This is a genomic window from Caulobacter sp. BK020 (assembly GCF_004342605.1).
Lineage (GTDB): Bacteria > Pseudomonadota > Alphaproteobacteria > Caulobacterales > Caulobacteraceae > Caulobacter.
In genome coordinates this window covers 19,335-34,776 of sequence record NZ_SLZL01000020.1, presented here as the reverse complement: position 1 = coordinate 34,776, position 15,442 = coordinate 19,335, and the positions used below count along the sequence as shown (strand labels likewise).

11 protein-coding genes and 1 pseudogene are annotated in these 15,442 nt (G+C 67.0%); 2 read left to right on the top strand and 10 right to left on the bottom strand.

Annotated elements, in window-relative coordinates; genetic code table 11:
* The 5 genes from EV278_RS19980 to EV278_RS19960 form a co-directional block, all read right to left on the bottom strand.
* Entirely contained in the window at nt 1-1,275 is a 1,275-nt protein-coding gene (locus tag EV278_RS19980) for a D-arabinono-1,4-lactone oxidase (RefSeq protein WP_132095313.1), read from the bottom strand.
* Between the two features lie 40 nt (nt 1,276-1,315).
* Nucleotides 1,316-2,017 (bottom strand): TetR/AcrR family transcriptional regulator, encoded by a 702-nt coding sequence (locus EV278_RS19975; RefSeq protein ID WP_132095311.1) that lies wholly within the window; start codon nt 2,015-2,017, stop codon nt 1,316-1,318.
* A 67-nt stretch (nt 2,018-2,084) separates the two neighbouring features.
* Nucleotides 2,085-3,260 (bottom strand): MFS transporter, encoded by a 1,176-nt coding sequence (locus EV278_RS19970; protein WP_132095309.1) that lies wholly within the window; start codon nt 3,258-3,260, stop codon nt 2,085-2,087.
* Between the two features lie 11 nt (nt 3,261-3,271).
* Complete coding sequence (locus tag EV278_RS19965; protein WP_132095307.1) at nt 3,272-5,533, bottom strand: TonB-dependent receptor; 2,262 nt, start codon at nt 5,531-5,533, stop codon at nt 3,272-3,274.
* A gap of 185 nt (nt 5,534-5,718) precedes the next feature.
* On the bottom strand, nt 5,719-8,493 hold the full coding sequence (locus tag EV278_RS19960; protein ID WP_132095305.1) for a TonB-dependent receptor: 2,775 nt from the start codon (nt 8,491-8,493) through the stop codon (nt 5,719-5,721).
* Nucleotides 8,494-8,851: 358 nt separating this feature from the next.
* Between EV278_RS19960 and EV278_RS19955 the strand changes: the two genes are divergently transcribed.
* Nucleotides 8,852-10,627, top strand: coding sequence for an alpha-amylase family glycosyl hydrolase (locus EV278_RS19955; protein WP_165916716.1), 1,776 nt, complete (start codon nt 8,852-8,854; stop codon nt 10,625-10,627).
* On the top strand, nt 10,624-12,249 hold the full coding sequence (locus EV278_RS19950; protein ID WP_207905537.1) for an alpha-glucosidase: 1,626 nt from the start codon (nt 10,624-10,626) through the stop codon (nt 12,247-12,249). The genes EV278_RS19955 and EV278_RS19950 overlap by 4 nt, the downstream gene beginning before the upstream one ends.
* Before the next feature lie 59 nt (nt 12,250-12,308).
* Here the strand turns inward: EV278_RS19950 and EV278_RS24530 are convergent, their stop codons facing one another.
* The 5 genes and pseudogenes from EV278_RS24530 to EV278_RS19930 form a co-directional block, all read right to left on the bottom strand.
* Nucleotides 12,309-12,461 carry a hypothetical protein gene (locus EV278_RS24530; RefSeq protein ID WP_243692283.1) on the bottom strand — a complete coding sequence of 51 codons (153 nt, stop codon included), beginning with the start codon at nt 12,459-12,461 and terminating at the stop codon, nt 12,309-12,311.
* Nucleotides 12,462-12,526: 65 nt separating this feature from the next.
* Nucleotides 12,527-12,790, bottom strand: a pseudogene (locus tag EV278_RS24525) (SDR family NAD(P)-dependent oxidoreductase); the annotation flags it as partial.
* A 309-nt stretch (nt 12,791-13,099) separates the two neighbouring features.
* Nucleotides 13,100-13,615 carry a flavin reductase family protein gene (locus EV278_RS19940; protein WP_132095301.1) on the bottom strand — a complete coding sequence of 172 codons (516 nt, stop codon included), beginning with the start codon at nt 13,613-13,615 and terminating at the stop codon, nt 13,100-13,102.
* A 3-nt stretch (nt 13,616-13,618) separates the two neighbouring features.
* On the bottom strand, nt 13,619-14,713 hold the full coding sequence (locus EV278_RS19935) for an LLM class flavin-dependent oxidoreductase (RefSeq protein ID WP_132095299.1): 1,095 nt from the start codon (nt 14,711-14,713) through the stop codon (nt 13,619-13,621).
* 89 nt (nt 14,714-14,802) lie between these two features.
* Nucleotides 14,803-15,441: a glutathione S-transferase family protein gene (locus tag EV278_RS19930; protein WP_132095297.1), complete on the bottom strand. Its 639-nt coding sequence runs from the start codon at nt 15,439-15,441 to the stop codon at nt 14,803-14,805.
* Nucleotide 15,442 lies beyond the last annotated feature (1 nt).

The following is a 15,442-nucleotide window of genomic DNA, read 5'->3' as shown; positions in this document are numbered from 1 at the left end:
TCAGAGGCCAAAGAGCTGGGTCAGGTGAGCATTGGCGAACTTGCCGGCCGGGTCCCAGGCCTTGCACGCGGCGACGAAATCGCCGGCCCGGGGATAGAGCCGGTGGACGTCGACCGTGGTCAGGGTGTGGCGCTTGGCCCAGTGCGGACGGCCCGCGCCGTCGCGCAGCACAGCCTCCATCTCAGCGAAGGCCGGTCGCCAGGGCATCCGGGCGTACTGGTGGAACGAGATCGAAGCGCCGGGACCAGCGTTGAATGGGCTCATCCAGATGTCGTCGCCGGCCGCCAGGCGGAACTCGAACGGGAAGGTGATTGGCAAGCGACGCTTGCGGATATAGGCCATGGCCGCCTTCAGGGTCGGCAGGCCGGCGGCGCGCGGCAACTCATACTCCATCTCCTCGAAGCGGATGTTCCGCTCGGACGGGAAGATCGCGTAGGCGGGGCCGACGCGGCGGCTGGCCTTGCCCATCATCCGCATCATCAGGCGCTGCAACGACGGCGTCAGGATCGGGACGGCGGCGCAGATGTCGCAGATGGTCTTGAAGGTCGCCTCGCTGTCCTCGCCGATCTCCTTGGCCGCCCGGTCGGAGACCTCGGCCTCGACGGGATGGAGGGTCTTGAAGATCACCTGGTCGGAATAGGGAAAGACGAAGAACTCCATATGGCGGGTGGCGGCGGCCAGCTCGTCCAGCTGCTCGGCGACCTCGGCCAGCGGCCGACGCTCGACCCGCTCCTCCAGGTGATAGGCGGGGACGACATGGATCCGGATCTCGACCGCCACGCCCAGCAGCCCCAGCGACAGGCGCTGGGCCTGGTAGAGCTCGGGGTTGTGATCGGGGCCGCATTCGACGATCGCGCCGTCGGCCGTCATCAGCCGGAAACCGCAGGCCTGAGTCGACAGGCTGCCCAGCTCGGCGCCCGTGCCGTGCGTGCCGGTCGAGATGGCGCCGGCCAGAGACTGGGGATTGATGTCGCCTTGATTGATCAGCGACAGGCCCTGGTCCCACAGGGCCGCCGTCAGCCGCTTGAGGCTCCAGCCGGCGGGGGCCCAGACGGTCTTGCGGTCAGTCGCGATCTCGATCGCGCCCTGGTAGTCGGACAGGTTCAGCAGCAGGTCGTCGGTTTCACACAGCGGCATGAAGGAGTGGCCAGCCCCAACTACGCGGACCTTGCCGGCCTGGTCGATCAGCGACGCCAGTTCACCGGCGTCGCGCGGCTTGGCGATCCGGCGAGGGGAGGCCGCGACGCTGCCTGACCAGTTGCTCCACCCCGTCATTCGGATCTCTCCGTCCGCGATACAAATATGATAGTAAAAACTATTGACCTTGCAAGGCGTCGTTCCATGGAACCAGCGACGGATCGCCGAAGGTGTCGAAATAGCGCTCGAACAGCAGGCAGACTTCGCGGCTGAGCGTCAGTGCGTCCTGGTCCGGCTCCTCGACGGCCATTTCGGTGGCCGAATAGGTCAGCTCGACCATCATCCGCATGGCCAGGCGAACCCGGCCGTCTGGCGCGGCCGGGTGGCGCGCCTTGAGAATTTCGGCGAACTGCCCGGCCACCATGTCGCGCGACGCGAAGCGCAGTTGCTGTAGCATCGGCACGGCGCGCAGTGCTCGGCCGATCGCCGCGCCGCCGGGGAACCGGCGGGTCATCTCGATCATCTCGGTCAACATGGCGACGTTTTTGTCGATGCGCTCGGCCGCCGTATCGCCTTCCAGCCCGCCGCTCTCGATCCAGGCGAAGACCATGTCGTCCTGAGCCTTCATCAGCCGGTCGCCCAGCTCCTTGAGGATCGCGTACTTGTTGGGGAAATAGCGGTAGAGGGCGGGCGGGGTCAGGCCGGCGCGCTTGCAGATGGCGTTGGTGGTCAGCTGTTCGAAGCCGATCTCGCCCAGCATTTCGCCAGCGGTGGCCAGCACGATCTCGTAGGTATCCTGGCCGCGGGCCTGGGTCGGTTGCAGCTTGGCGTCCAGCGCGATGTCGGGGCTGGCGGTCTTCCGGGCCGTCGCCTTCGGCATGCGGTCTCTCCTTCAAGCTCGTTCTGAACTAGAGCGCATTGAGGAAGAAGCCAATCACCTCGATGTCTTAGCGCGACCTTGTCAGGTGCAGGAAGGCCACGATCATCAGGGTGGCCAGGGCTAGGCCGACGCCGAGCCAGACCGCTGGCCGCACATCCCCGCCACTGACCACGAACGAGGCCAGCAAGGGGCCCGCGCCGCAGCCCAGCAGGCTGGCGCCAGGACCCAACAGCGCGGCTCGGCGGCTGGGATCGGCCTCGATGGCCAGCGGGGTCAGATAGGGCGAGGCGAACAGCCAGACGAAGCCGAATACGCCCGCCGCGACCAGAAATACAGCCGCCGACGGCAGGCTGGCCATCACGAACAGGACGCCGATCGCCAGGACCACGGCGACCGCCAGCGACCAGAACCACGACAGTCGGCCGGCAAGGGCCGTGGCCGCCGCGCCGCCCGCGACCTGGGCCGCGAGCGATACGGCGAAGGCGGCGCTGGCCACGCTAGCCGGATGTCCGGCCTGACGCGACAACGGCTCGGCATAGATCCAGACGGCCAGGATGAAGGCCTGGAAGCAGAAGACGGCGGCCAGGGCGATCCAGCCGCGGGCGCTGGGCAAGCCCTTGGGATTGTCCTCGGTCTCGACCAGGGGCGCATAGGCGCGGGGGATCGCCAGGCCGGCCAGGGCGGCCGAGATGGCGAGCGCGGCCAGCACCACGAAGCCGCCGTCAGGACCGAACGGTCCAACGACGAAGGCGCCGATCGCGCTGACCACGCCCAGCTGCAACAGGGTCTGAATGGTCAGGTAGAGGCCAGCCCAGCGTTCCGGGCGCGGGGAGCGGACGATCATGCCGGTGATCAGCCAGATCATCACGCCGGCCGGCAGGCCCGCCGCGGCGCGCACCAGGATCAGCGGGACGCCCGAAACGCGAGTGGTGAACAGGTCCAGGGCCGCCAGGGCCAGGGCGCTGGTGATCGCCGCCAGTCGAAGCCGCCGCTCACCGAACAGCGGGCCGAGCACGGCCGCCCCGATCCCCATCGCCACCAGCTCGCCCATGCCCGCCAGGCCGAGCTGGTTGGCGGTCAACCGTCCGGCGCCCTCCAGCCCGCCCAGTAGGAGTGGTCCGACCCCGGGAAACAGCACCCCAACCAGACCGACCCAGAACACCGTCAGGCGCTGGGCCAGGCTGGGCGGCGCGCCGATCCAGACGCCCGAGACCGCGGGAGGCGGGGTCTCGGCAACCGACATTTCGGCCGCGCTCAATACTTCGCCCGGAGATAGACGCCGTAGGTGCGCGGCAGGCCCATGCTGAACACGTCGAAGCCGAAGGCGGCGATCGGGGTGATGTCGGAGATGTTGGTGGTGTCGGCCAGGTTCTTGCCCCACACGCCCAGCTCGTAGCGTCCGTCGGCGAAGGCCCAACCGACCTGGCCGTTGACATAGGCGCGGGCCTTGTCGCTGAGCCGCTCGGTGTTGGCCGTGTCGTAATAGACCTTGCCGCGATAGGTGAAGTCCAGCTGGCTGATCAGTTTGCCGGTTCCCACCGTGTGCTCGTAGCGCGCCGCGCCGTTCAGGCTGGCCTTGGGCGCGGAGGGCAGGGTGTTGCCCGAATAGTCGTCGCCCAGCGACTGGAAGTCCTTGTACTCGGCGTTGAGCAGCGACGCGCCCAGGGTCAGGGATAGGCCCGTCATCGGCCGCGCCTCGATCTCGGCCTCACCGCCATAGACCCGGGCCCTGGAGGCGTTGGTGAACAGCTGCACCGGCAGGCCGTTGCGCTGGATCACCGTGTAGACCTGCAGGTCCTTGTAATCATAATAGAAGGCCGAGACGTTCACCCGCAGGCGGCGGTCCAGGAACTCGCTCTTGGCCCCGATCTCGTAGGCGTTGACGGTTTCGTCGCGATAAGGGCCCAGGTCGGCGGGATCGGTGGTCTGGCCGCTGAAGAAGCCGCCGCTCTTGGTCCCGCGATTGTAGGTCGCGTAGACGTTGGCGTCGTCGCTGATCGCGTAGCGCAGGCCCAGGCGGCCCGAGATCGAGCTGAAGGTCTTCTGGTTGTCGTATTCGAACAAGGTCAGCAGGCCGTAGTCGACGTCGCTGACATAGTGGAAGGTCTTCTTGTCCTCCGACCAGCGCAAGCCACCGGTCAGGGTCAGCTTCGGGGTCAGGTCGTAGTCGACCTGGCCGAAGGCGGCGTAGCTGGTGGTCTTCTGGTGCAGGGGCCAGCCGAACACGCCGATGCTGTTGGCCGGATCCATGCCGGTTGGATTGTTGACCGGATCCGGGGCGCGCAGCACTTCCAGAACGTTGTAGTGGCTGTTGTTGTCCAGATTGTCGCGGGCTGCGTAGAGACCGGCGACCCAGCGCAGGGCGGTTGCGCCGTTCGACTGCAGACGGAACTCCTGGCTGGTGGTATCTTGCTCGGCGATGTAGCGGGCGTCGAAGATCGAGATCGGGTTGGCGTCGGTTTCTTCGTAGTCGTCGCGCTTGGCCTTCTGGTAGCCGGTGATCGAATAGAGCGTGATCCCGCCAAAGTCGTAGCTGATGGCGCTGGTCGCCCCGAACAGCTTGACGATGTCCTTACCTTCGAAGCGGTAGTCGCCCTCGTACTTGTTGCTGCTGGTGTTGGCGTAGCCGGCGACGTTCGTGCACTGGCCCGAAGTGTAGTAGGCCGGCTTGCAGAAGATGTAGCCGAAGGTCGGATCCGGATCGGCGGTGCTGGCCGCCTCGGCCGTCTGGGCCACCAGCGAGCGGTTGTAGGTCAGGATCGAGCCGCCGCTGGACTTGCTGTAGCTGGCCGAGACGTCGACGGTCAGCTTGTCGTCGGGCGTGAAGCGCAGGGCCCCCCGCACGGCCTTGCGGTCGGCGTCGTTGCCCTTGTTCCCGGTCAGGCGATTGAGGGTGTAGCCGTCGCTCTTGTCGTAGAGGCCGGCGATCCGGAAGGCCAGGGTGTCGGCCACCGGGCCGCCGAAGCCGCCCTGGACGTTGAGCGAATTGAACCGGCCGTAGTCGACGGCCAGGTCGCCCTGGGGCGTGCTGCTCGGCTTCCTGGTGGTGACATTGATCGCCCCGCCGGTGGTGTTGCGGCCATAGAGCGTGCCCTGCGGCCCGCGCAGCACCTCGACCTGCTGCAGGTCGTAGAAGCCGGCCATCTGGGCCAAGGGAGAGGCGACATAGACCCCGTCGACATAGACCCCGACGGCGCTGGCGGTGCTGGGGTTGAAGTCGTTGACCCCGATGCCGCGGATGAAGATGCGTGGATTGGCGGCGTTGTCGTCGGTCTTGATCTGTAGGCCCGGCGACAGACCCGAAAGGGCCAGGACGTCGCCCACCCGCTGGTCCTTGAGCTGGTCGGCGGTCAGGGCGGTCACCGAGACGGGCACGTCCTGGAGGTTTTCCGCGCGTTTCTGGGCGGTGACGACGATCTCGTCGAGCGCGGTCGCCTCCTGGGCGCCGGCCCGTCCCGCCGCCGCCGCCATCATCGTCGCGCCGGCGACCCCCGCGAGCACCTGGAGCTTTCGCATTCCATACCCCCGTCACTGCTTTTGCCAGGAGATAGTAGTTATAACTATCATTATGGCAAGCGGCGTTCATGGAGCGGTGTTCAGCTAGCTGCGCGTCGGCCATTCCCGAGTCGGTGTGGTCGATGCCCAAAAAGAAAATCCCCGCCGGACGGGCCGGCGGGGAGCTGCAGGGAGGGGGACGCCTTTTAGAACCGGTACGAGACACCGACCATGTAGGTGGTTCCGTACTTCTGATAGTCGATGGTCTGGCGAGGGTCGCCGCTCTGGTAGGTCTTGAACGGCTCGTCGGTGATGTTGTTGGCCTGCAGCAGGATCGACAGGCCGTTGAGCGGACCCTGGCGGAACTCATAGCCGATCTGGGCGTCGAGCACGGATTCCGTGTCGACGGTCCGGTAGATCCGCGCGGCGCTGAGGCCGGCGACCTCGCCCAGGAACTTGCTGCGATAGCGGTTGCTGATCCGGGCGTTGAAGCCATTGTTCTCGTAGTAGAATGTGGTGTTGATCACCGTCTTCGACAGTCCCGGCATGTCGATGGGCGCGGTGTCGTCCTCCAGCTTGACCGAGCTGTCGGTGTACGAACCGCTGATGATCAGGCCGAAGTTGCGCAGCGGCTCGAAGAAGATGTCGCCTTGGATCGAGGCCGACAGTTCGATGCCGCGGATATAGCCGCCCTTGCCGTTCTGCGGCGCCTTCGCCAGACCCTTGGTCGTGCCCAGCTGCGATTGCTGGGTCGGTGTCAGCAGCGACAGGAAGGGCGAGAAGTCCTCGATCGTCGAGGCGCCGGAGTTCACGAAGTTCGACAGCTTCTTGTAGTAGGCGGCGGCCGAGACATAGGCCGAACGACCGAAGTATTTTTCCAGCGACACGTCAACGCCGTCGGCGATGTAAGGCCGCAGCTGGGGATTGCCGCCTTCGGTGCTGAAATAGGAGGTGTTGGGATCGGTCGAGGTGAGGTTGGACAGATTCTGGTTGAACGATTGGCTGGCGCGCAGTTCGTCCATCCGGGCCCGGGCCAGGGTACGGGCCGCGCCGAACCGCAGGAAGGTCTCGTTGCTCAGGTCGAACGTCAGGTTCAGGCTCGGCAGGACGTAGGTGTACTTGTCGCCGCCGTCGTTGCTGGTCGGGTTGGCCGTATCGGCCGGATTGACCCGCGTGCCGGTCGAGGACTGGTCGGTATGGACCACCTGCAGGCCGGTGTTGCCGGTGACCGGGATCGACCCGACCGTGCTGTCGACGTCGAACTTGGCGTAGGCGACCTGCACGTCTTCCTTGACCGCCCAGTTGCGGGTCTGGACCGCCGGGCTCCGATCGGCGACCAGCGTGTAGACACCGTTGTCGAGCAGGTAGGTCGGGTCATAGGCCAGCATCGCCTTGATGCCGATCAGGTTCAGGCTGACCGTGCCGATCAGCGCTTCCTTGGGAATCGGCCGGCTCAGCGGCGCACCCTGGGCGATCGTCCCGCCAAAGGTCAGGAAGCTTTCGTGCACTTCCTTGGACTTCTCGCGACGGCTGGCGTTATAGCCGAACTCGACCTTGTTGATAGGGCCCCACGCCAGGTCACGCTTGGCGCTCAGACGGACGGCGTTCAGCTCGTCCTTGATCGCCGGCGTGTTGTAGAAGCCCGCCTGGGTCACGGCGCCGCCTGTGGCGGCCCCGCCGTTGGCGCCAGCGCCCCAGCCCTGAGGGTCGGTCAGCACGAACAGGGTTGAGTTGGTGTAGTCCAGGCTCGAACCGAAGGTGGTGCCCGCGCCCGGCGTGGTGTTGAAGGTCAGGGTGTCGGTGGCGCCGACGCCTGACGGGCCTGTGCCCGAATAGGATTCGAAGATCACGTCGCGACGCTTGGCGTCCGAGTGGCTGAGGTCGGCGGCCAGGGTCCAGCCGTTGTCGGTGTCGTAGGCGATGTTCCAGCCGGCCGACTTCAGGGTGGTGTGGCGGGTGTTGAGGTCGTTGCGCATGACCCCCTTCACGCCGGTATAGGTTCCTTGCGTGATCAGGCCGTCCTGGGCGGTGTAGCCCGGCTGCAGGCTGGCCGAGCTCCAGAACAGCGGCAGCTCGATGCCGCGCAGGATCTGCTTTTCGCGGAACTTCGAATAGTAGAGGTCCAGCGAAGAACGGAACTTGTCGGTCGGGCTGTATTCCAGCACGCCGATCACGCCGGTGCGCTTGAGGTTGTTGGACTGCACATACGGCTTGGCGCCACCGATGACCACGTCGCCGGAGGCGGTGGTGGGGTAGCCCCAGGCGTTGAAGCGGCGGCTTTGGGTCGGGCTTGAAATGTCCGAGACCGCGATGGCGACACCCAGGGTGTCGTTCAGGAACTGGTCGACGAAGGTGGCGCTGAGGCGATGCCCGCTGTCTTTGCCGTCCGGGTTCAGCTTGTCTTCGCTGTTGAATTCGTAGCGGGCGTTGGCCGACAGGACCTTCTTGCCGTACTTCAGCGGCCGGATGGTCCGCAGGTCGGCGGTGCCGGCCAGGCCCTGGCCGATCAGGGCCGCGTCGGGGGTCTTGTAGACCAGCACGCCGCTGAGGATTTCCGAAGGGTACTGGTCGAACTCGACGCCGCGGTTATCGCCGGTCGAGACCTGTTCGCGGCCGTTCAACAGCACGGTGTTGTAGTCGGGACCCAGGCCGCGGATCGAGATCGACTGGGCGCGGCCGTCCAGGCGCTGAGCGGTCAGGCCGGGCAGGCGGGCCAGGGATTCGGCGATCGAGGTGTCGGGCAGCTTGCCGATGTCCTCGGCCGACACGGCCTCGACGATCGAGCTTGAGGACTTCTTCAGTGCGATGGCGTTCTCGATGCCCGCGCGGATGCCGGTGACGGTGATTTCCTCGACGGTGTCGGGGGCCGGCGCGGCGGCGTCCTGGGCGTGGGCGGCGCCGGCGGCCATCAGCAGCAGGGCCAGGCCCGTGGCGGCTCCGCTCATCAGTCGCGTTCGGCGCGGCATGGAATTGGTCGTCATCAGAGGCTCCCTCCCAATCGGCTCCCGCAGTTTCGCTGCGGTGATCCAGCTTCGTTGTGCAAATTACTGCAAACAAACGCCTTCAATTGCAACTGGAAAAATGGATGAGGCGCCGTGGATGGCATCCGTCGAGTGGAAGCAGGTGAGCATGGCTTTCGGAATTGCCCTAGAAAACAGCGCTACCGGTTGCGCCACGAGGGCGATTGACAGCTCCAGGGGGTTTCTGCAAATTATTGCAAATCAAATGATCGGCGCTAAATCGACCGATCTTGTGCACATTCAGAGGGGCGGGCGCTTGAAACTTCGGAGGGCATGGGCGAGTCGATCAGCGTGGGCCGCGCTCGTCGCCGCCGCCACGATGAGCGCCGGTTTCGCCCAGGCTGCGCCGTCCGCTCACGCCGCCTATCTCGACCGCCCGCCGCAGGACGAGGTGATCTATTTCGTCCTGCCCGATCGGTTCGCCAACGGCGACACGGCCAATGATCGTGGGGGGCTCGCCGGTGACCGCCTGAAGACCGGCTTCGATCCGTCCGACAAGGGTTTCTACCACGGCGGCGACCTGGCCGGCTTGACCGCTCGGCTCGACTATATCCAGGGCCTGGGCGCGACGACGATCTGGCTGGGTCCGATCTTCCGCAACAAGGTGGTGCAGGGACCTCCAGGTCAGGAGTCCGCCGGCTATCACGGATACTGGATCACCGACTTCACCGACGTGGATCCTCATTTCGGCACACGGGCTCAGTTGAAGGCCTTCGTCGACGCCGCCCATGCACGCGGCCTCAAGGTCTATCTGGACATCGTCGCCAACCACACCGCCGACATTATCCAGTATCGCGGCTGCCCGGCGACCGGCTGCGACTACCGCTCCAAGGCCGACTATCCGTTCGTCCGCCAGGGCGGCGTCGGCGGCGCGGCGATCAACGACGGCTTTCTGGGCGACGATTCGGCTCGACAGACAGCCGAGAACTTCGCGCAGCTGACGCGGCCCGACTTCGCCTACGCGCCTTACGTCGCCAAGGACGAAACGGCGGTCAAGAAACCGGCCTGGCTGAACGATCCGATCTGGTACCACAACCGCGGAAACAGCCGGTTCACGGGCGAGAGCTCGACCTACGGCGACTTCGCCGGCCTGGATGACTTGGCCACCGAAAACCCGCGCGTCGTGAAGGGCTTCATCGAGATCTACGGTCGGTGGATCGACGATTTCGGGATCGACGGCTACCGGATCGACACCGCCCGTCACGTCAACCCCGAGTTCTGGCGAGCCTTCGTGCCGGCCATGCTGGCCCGGGCCAAGGCGCGAGGGATTCCGAACTTCCACATTTTCGGCGAGGTCGCCGAAACCGAACCCGGCATGCTGGCCAGGTTCACGCGGGTGGACGGCTACCCCGCCGTACTCGACTTCGCCTTCCAGGGCGCCGTGGCCGATGTCGTCAACGGCAAGGCCGGGACCGACGTCCTGGCGCACCTGTTCTCGCAGGACGCGCTATACGAGGGCGGAGAGGTGGCGGCGCTGCGGTTGCCGACCTTCCTGGGCAATCACGACATGGGCCGGATTGGTCATTTCGTGCGCGCCGCCCATCCGGACGCTTCGGATGACGAGATCACCCGGCGGGTGATCCTGGCTCACGCCTTCCTGATGTTCACGCGCGGCATCCCGGTTCTCTACTACGGCGACGAGCAGGGATTGGCCGGGGCGGGCGGCGACAAGGACTCCCGCCAGGACATGTTCGCGACCCGGGTCGCCAGCTACGCCGCCGATCGACTGGTCGACGGTGGCGCGGTCGGGGGCGATCACTTCAGGACCGACGCGCCGCTCTACAAGGCGATCTCGGCCATGGCGCGATTGCGGACCACGGAGCCGGCTCTGCGCCGCGGGCGCCAGGTTGTGCGGGCCGCCGGCGACAAGCCGGGCCTGTTCGCCGTCTCGCGTATGACCGAGGCCGGCGAGGTGCTGGTGGCGTTCAACACCGGCCTGACGCCGATCGTGGCCCAGGTCGAGGTCGATGCGACTTCCAGGATCTGGCGATCCGCCCACGGGTCCTGCGCGGCCGCCGCCACGGCGTCCGGCAGCTACCGCGTCGAGGTCGGCCCGCTCGACTACATGATTTGCGTTTCGGAGGTTGGCCAGTGACGGTCGAGACCCTTTCAAAGCCGTCCATCGACCCGGCCCACGACCGCGACTGGTGGCGTGGCGCGGTGATCTACCAGATCTATCCGCGCAGCTTCGCGGACTCGAACGGCGACGGGGTGGGCGATCTGCCGGGGATCACCGCCCACCTGGAGTATGTCGCCTCGCTGGGCGTTGACGCCATCTGGCTGTCGCCGTTTTTCACCTCGCCGATGAAGGACTTCGGCTACGACGTCTCCAACTACGAGGACGTCGACCCCATCTTCGGAACCTTGGCCGACTTCGATCGCCTGATCGAGCGGGCCCACGCCCTGGGCCTGAAGGTGATCATCGACCAGGTGTTCTCGCACACCTCCGACGAGCATCCATGGTTCAAGGCCAGTCGCCAGGACCGCACCAATCCCAAGGCCGACTGGTATGTCTGGGCCGACGCCAAGCCGGACGGCTCGCCGCCCAGCAACTGGCAGTCGGTGTTCGGCGGGCCGTCCTGGACCTGGGACGCGCGCCGTCGCCAGTACTACCTGCACAACTTCCTTTCGGCCCAACCCGACCTCAACGTCCACAGCCCGCAGGTGCAGGACGCCCTGGTCGCCACGTCACGGTTCTGGCTGGACCGCGGGGTCGACGGCTTTCGCTTCGACGCGATCAATTTCGCCATGCACGACCAGGCTCTGACCGACAATCCGCCGAACCTCGACGGCGGCGGCAAGCGCACCCGGCCGTTCGACTTCCAGCACCACTTCCACAACCAGTCGCATGACGACATCCCAGCCTTCCTGACCCGCCTGCGCCGGCTGGGCGAGTCGTACGGCGGGCGTTTCATGGTGGCCGAGGTCGGGGGGGAGCGGGCCGACAGCGAGATGAAGCTGTACACGCAGGGCCCCGACCGCCTGCACAGCGCCTACGGCTTTCTCTATCTCTACGCCGACACCCTGGCGACGGCTCTGGTCCGGCAGGGCGCGGCCATGTGGGCGGGCGGGGAGGGAGAGGGTTGGCCCTCCTGGACATTCTCGAACCATGACGCGCCGCGGGCGGTGTCTCGCTGGGCCGGGGGCCGAGACCCCAAGGCCTTCGCCGACATGTCACTGCTGTTGCTGGTGTCTTTGCGCGGCAACGTCTTCATCTACCAGGGCGAAGAGCTGGGCTTGCCCCAGGCCGAGGTGCCCTACGACCGGCTGCGTGATCCCGAGGCGATCGCCAACTGGCCCGAGACCTTGGGTCGCGACGGCGCGCGTACGCCCATGCCCTGGGTCGCCGTCGCCGCCCACGCAGGCTTTTCCAAGGTCGAGCCCTGGTTGCCGATCGATCCGTCGCACATCGACCTGGCCGTCGACCGCCAGGAGCGCGACACCGACTCAACGCTGAACGTCGCCCGGCGCGTCGTGGCCCTGCGCCACCGGTTGCCGGGTCTAAGGGCGGGCGCCATGACCCTGGTCGAAGCGCCAGAACCATTACTGATCTTCCTGCGTGGCGACGGCGCCGACCAGGTGCTGTGCGCCTTCAACCTGGGTTTTGAGCCCGTGACCTGGGACCTGCCGGCCGGCTGGCGGATCGTCGAACAGGTCAACTTGACGGGGCAGGGGACATTGCCGCCGATGGCTGGGCTGGTGGCGCGAAGGGGCTGAAGGCTCTTACGGGGACCGCGCCCTGGAAGTCATCCCAAGGCGTTGGCGCGCTCCGGCGATCACCAGGGCTCGACGGAGGGCCGGATTTCGGTTTCGAAGATCCAGGCGTCGCTGGTCTGCTGGTGGAGCGCCCAGTAGGCGTTGGCGACCGATGCCGGTTGGAGCAGGGCCCGGTCCTCGCCGACGCCCGCCGCCCGCATCCGCTCGCGCACCCATTCGGTGTCGACGCCGGCGTCGATGACCAGGTGGGCGACGTGGATCCCTTTGGGCCAAGTTCGCGGGCGGCGGCCTGCGCCACAGCCCGGATGCCGAACTTGGCGCTGGCGAAGGCCGCATAGCCTGATCCGCCGCGCAAGCCGGCCGTCGCCCCCGTGAAGAAGATCGACCCCTTGCCGCGTGTGAGCATCACCCGCGCGCCCTCGCGGCCCGTCAGGAACCCGCCGAAGCAGGCCCCTTCCCACACCTTGCGAAACACCCGCGCTGTCGTTTCCAGGAGCGGGAAGTTGACGTTCGCGCCGATGATCCCGGCCTCGACGATCACGCGGACATAGCCGGGATAGTCGGTCTGCTTGACCGACGGCAGGAAGGTTAGGTTGACGCCGAACGGCTTGTCGGTCAGCACGCGGGTGCGCGGAATCCCGTTCACATGCCGCTGGATATCGCGTCGCCCAGGACCAAGCGCGCGAAACGGGCCATGTCCTGACAGCGTATTTGGCCGCCGGATCGTCTGAGCAACGTCCGCGGCGGCGTATGGCGGGTGATTTTCCGAGGTTGGAGGCGCCAAGGAGGCAGGCGCGCTCAAGTCAGGCGCTGCGGCTGGCGGCGGGTGACGACCATCTTCCACATGGCGCTACTGGCTCACGCGAAGAAACCCTCGGTTCCAGGCGACCAGAGGCGGACCGGGCGTCAGGAGGCTGTCGATCGCCGAGACGATGATGATGGAATGGCTGCCGGCGTCGGTGACGCTTTCGACGTTGCAGCGGATACTGGCGACGCCACCGCGGTAGGCGGGGGGCGTCGGCGCCGCCAGCCGCCATCGATCGGACGCGAAGCGTTCGGTCGCGCGTGAAGAACTGGCGAAGCGCAGCGCCTCGTCTTCGTCAGCCGCGCCCAGCAGGGCGACGCCGCATTCGCGCGACGCCAGCAGGGCGTCGTGGCTGGCCGCCTCCTTTCGAACGCAGAACAGGAAGCGCGGCGGCTCGACCGACAGGCCGGTGATCGAGCTGACCAGCAGGCCTCGCGGCGTCTGGCCGTCCCAGCAGGAGATGATGGCGACGCCGCTCGCCAGGTGCGCCAGCACCTCCTTGAACGCGACCTTGGAGGTCGCGTCCGTGGATGGGGGCGAGGCGGCGTCGTAGGGCGCCACGGCTCAGCTCGCGGCCCGCGCCAGGCGAAGGTCGCGCTCGGCGACCCGCTGGCGGACCAGCGGGATCAGGTCGCGACCGTAGGCGACGGCGTCCTCGACCGGATCGAAACCCCGGATGAGAAAGGTCGAAACGCCCAGATCATAGTAGTCGAGCAGGCTCGCGGCGACTTGCTCGGGCGTGCCGACCAGGCCCGTGGAATTGCCCTGGGCGCCGGTGACGGCGGCCACCCCGGTCCAGAGACGCTTGTCCAGGCGCGTGCCTTGCGCTGCTGCGTCCAGCAGGCGCTGCGAACCGGCGTTGGGTGGGCGGTGGCCGCTGGTCGACAGGCCGGCGGCCTCGCGCAGGGCCTTGGCGCGGGCGACGATGTCGTCGGCGCGCGCCCAGGCGGCTTCTTCTGTGTCGGCGATCACAGGGCGCAGCGACAGCGAGAACCGCACCTGGCGGCCGTGCTTGGCGGCGGCGGCGCGGACGCGCGCGATGGTCTCGCGCACCTGGGCCTGGGTTTCACCCCACAGGGCGTAGATGTCGGCATGCTTGCCCGCCACGGGAATGGCCGCGTCGGACGAGCCGCCGAAATAGATCGGGATGTGCGGGGCCTGCAGCGGCTTTACCGCGCCGAAGCCCTGGTCGACCTTGTAGTATCGGCCTTCGTAGTCGAACGGCTTGCCCCCGGTCCATTCGGCGCGGACGATGTCCAGGTATTCGCTGGTGCGGGCGTAGCGCTCGTCCTTGGTCAGGTGATCGCCATCCTTGGCCAGTTCCTCGTCAGACCCGCCGGTGATGATGTGGACGGCGACGCGACCGCCGGTGAAGTGGTCCAGGGGCGCCAGCTGGCGGGCGGCCAGGGTCGGCTGGGTGAAGCCCGGACGGTGGGCGATCATGAAATTCAGCTTCTTGGTCACGGAAGCCGCGTGGGCCACGACCAGTTGGCTTTCCGGCCCGGTCGAGTGGAAGGCGACCAGGGCGCGGTCGAAGCCGCCGTCCTCGTGCACGCGGGCGGTCTTCTCGACATAGGCCACATCGATCGCGGGGCCGGATGGCGGGTGGATCTCGGACGCATGCTGCGTGCCGATGAAACCGATGAATTCGACGCTCATGGCGGGCTCCAATTTAGGTGGACGATCCTAGGGACGACCTCGCCCGGCGATGAGCGAGGAGTTTTCAAGCGCGTTATGCGGGCGGCTCATCAGGCCGTTACGGGCGCGGCCTCCCTGCGCAGGGCGCGGACCACCGAGGGGCGTGCGAAGGCGCGAGCGGCCTTGGCGCTCCAGGCGGGATAGCGTCCGGTGTCGATCTGCCGCCGCTCGGCCCAGCGCCAGATCACCAGGGCGTAGGCGTCGACGACGCTGAAACTCTCGCCCAGCAACCAGGGCCCCGGCGCCTGAGCCAGGCGCTCGATGTCGGTGAGGGTGCGCGCGAAACGGGCCTCGCCGGGCGTGGCCAAGGCGGCCTTCACCGCCTCGTCATCGGCGTAGCGTTCCGGGCGGGCGATCTGGGCGAAGGCCACGTGCACCGTGCTGGCGAACCAGCTCATCACCTCATAGGCCTTGGCCAGCCTCAGCGGGTCGGCCAGGGGCAGAAGTTCGCTATGCGGATAGCGGTGGGCCAGATAGGTCAGGATGGCCAGGACCTCGGTCACCGGCTGGCCGTCGACCAGCAGGGTCGGCACGCGGCCGCGCGGGTTGACCTTCAGGTAGTCGGGCTTGTGCTGGTCGCCGGCCGCGAGATCCAGGCGGTGGGCGCCGTAGGGAATACTGATCTCCTCCAGCGCCACCAGAGGGGCGAGGGACGAGGAACCGGGTGCGAAATAGAGCTGCAGGGTCATG

Bases quoted from the DNA above. Each gene is read 5' to 3' on its own strand.
- EV278_RS19980 (WP_132095313.1), bottom strand. From the start codon at position 1,275: ATGACGGGGTGGAGCAACTGGTCAGGCAGCGTCGCGGCCTCCCCTCGC.
- EV278_RS19970 (WP_132095309.1), bottom strand. From the start codon at position 3,260: ATGTCGGTTGCCGAGACCCCGCCTCCCGCGGTCTCGGGCGTCTGGATC.
- EV278_RS19955 (WP_165916716.1), top strand. From the start codon at position 8,852: ATGAGCGCCGGTTTCGCCCAGGCTGCGCCGTCCGCTCACGCCGCCTAT.
- EV278_RS19930 (WP_132095297.1), bottom strand. From the start codon at position 15,441: ATGACCCTGCAGCTCTATTTCGCACCCGGTTCCTCGTCCCTCGCCCCT.
- EV278_RS19975 (WP_132095311.1), bottom strand. From the start codon at position 2,017: ATGCCGAAGGCGACGGCCCGGAAGACCGCCAGCCCCGACATCGCGCTG.
- EV278_RS19965 (WP_132095307.1), bottom strand. From the start codon at position 5,533: ATGCGAAAGCTCCAGGTGCTCGCGGGGGTCGCCGGCGCGACGATGATG.
- EV278_RS19935 (WP_132095299.1), bottom strand. From the start codon at position 14,713: ATGAGCGTCGAATTCATCGGTTTCATCGGCACGCAGCATGCGTCCGAG.
- EV278_RS19960 (WP_132095305.1), bottom strand. From the start codon at position 8,493: ATGACGACCAATTCCATGCCGCGCCGAACGCGACTGATGAGCGGAGCC.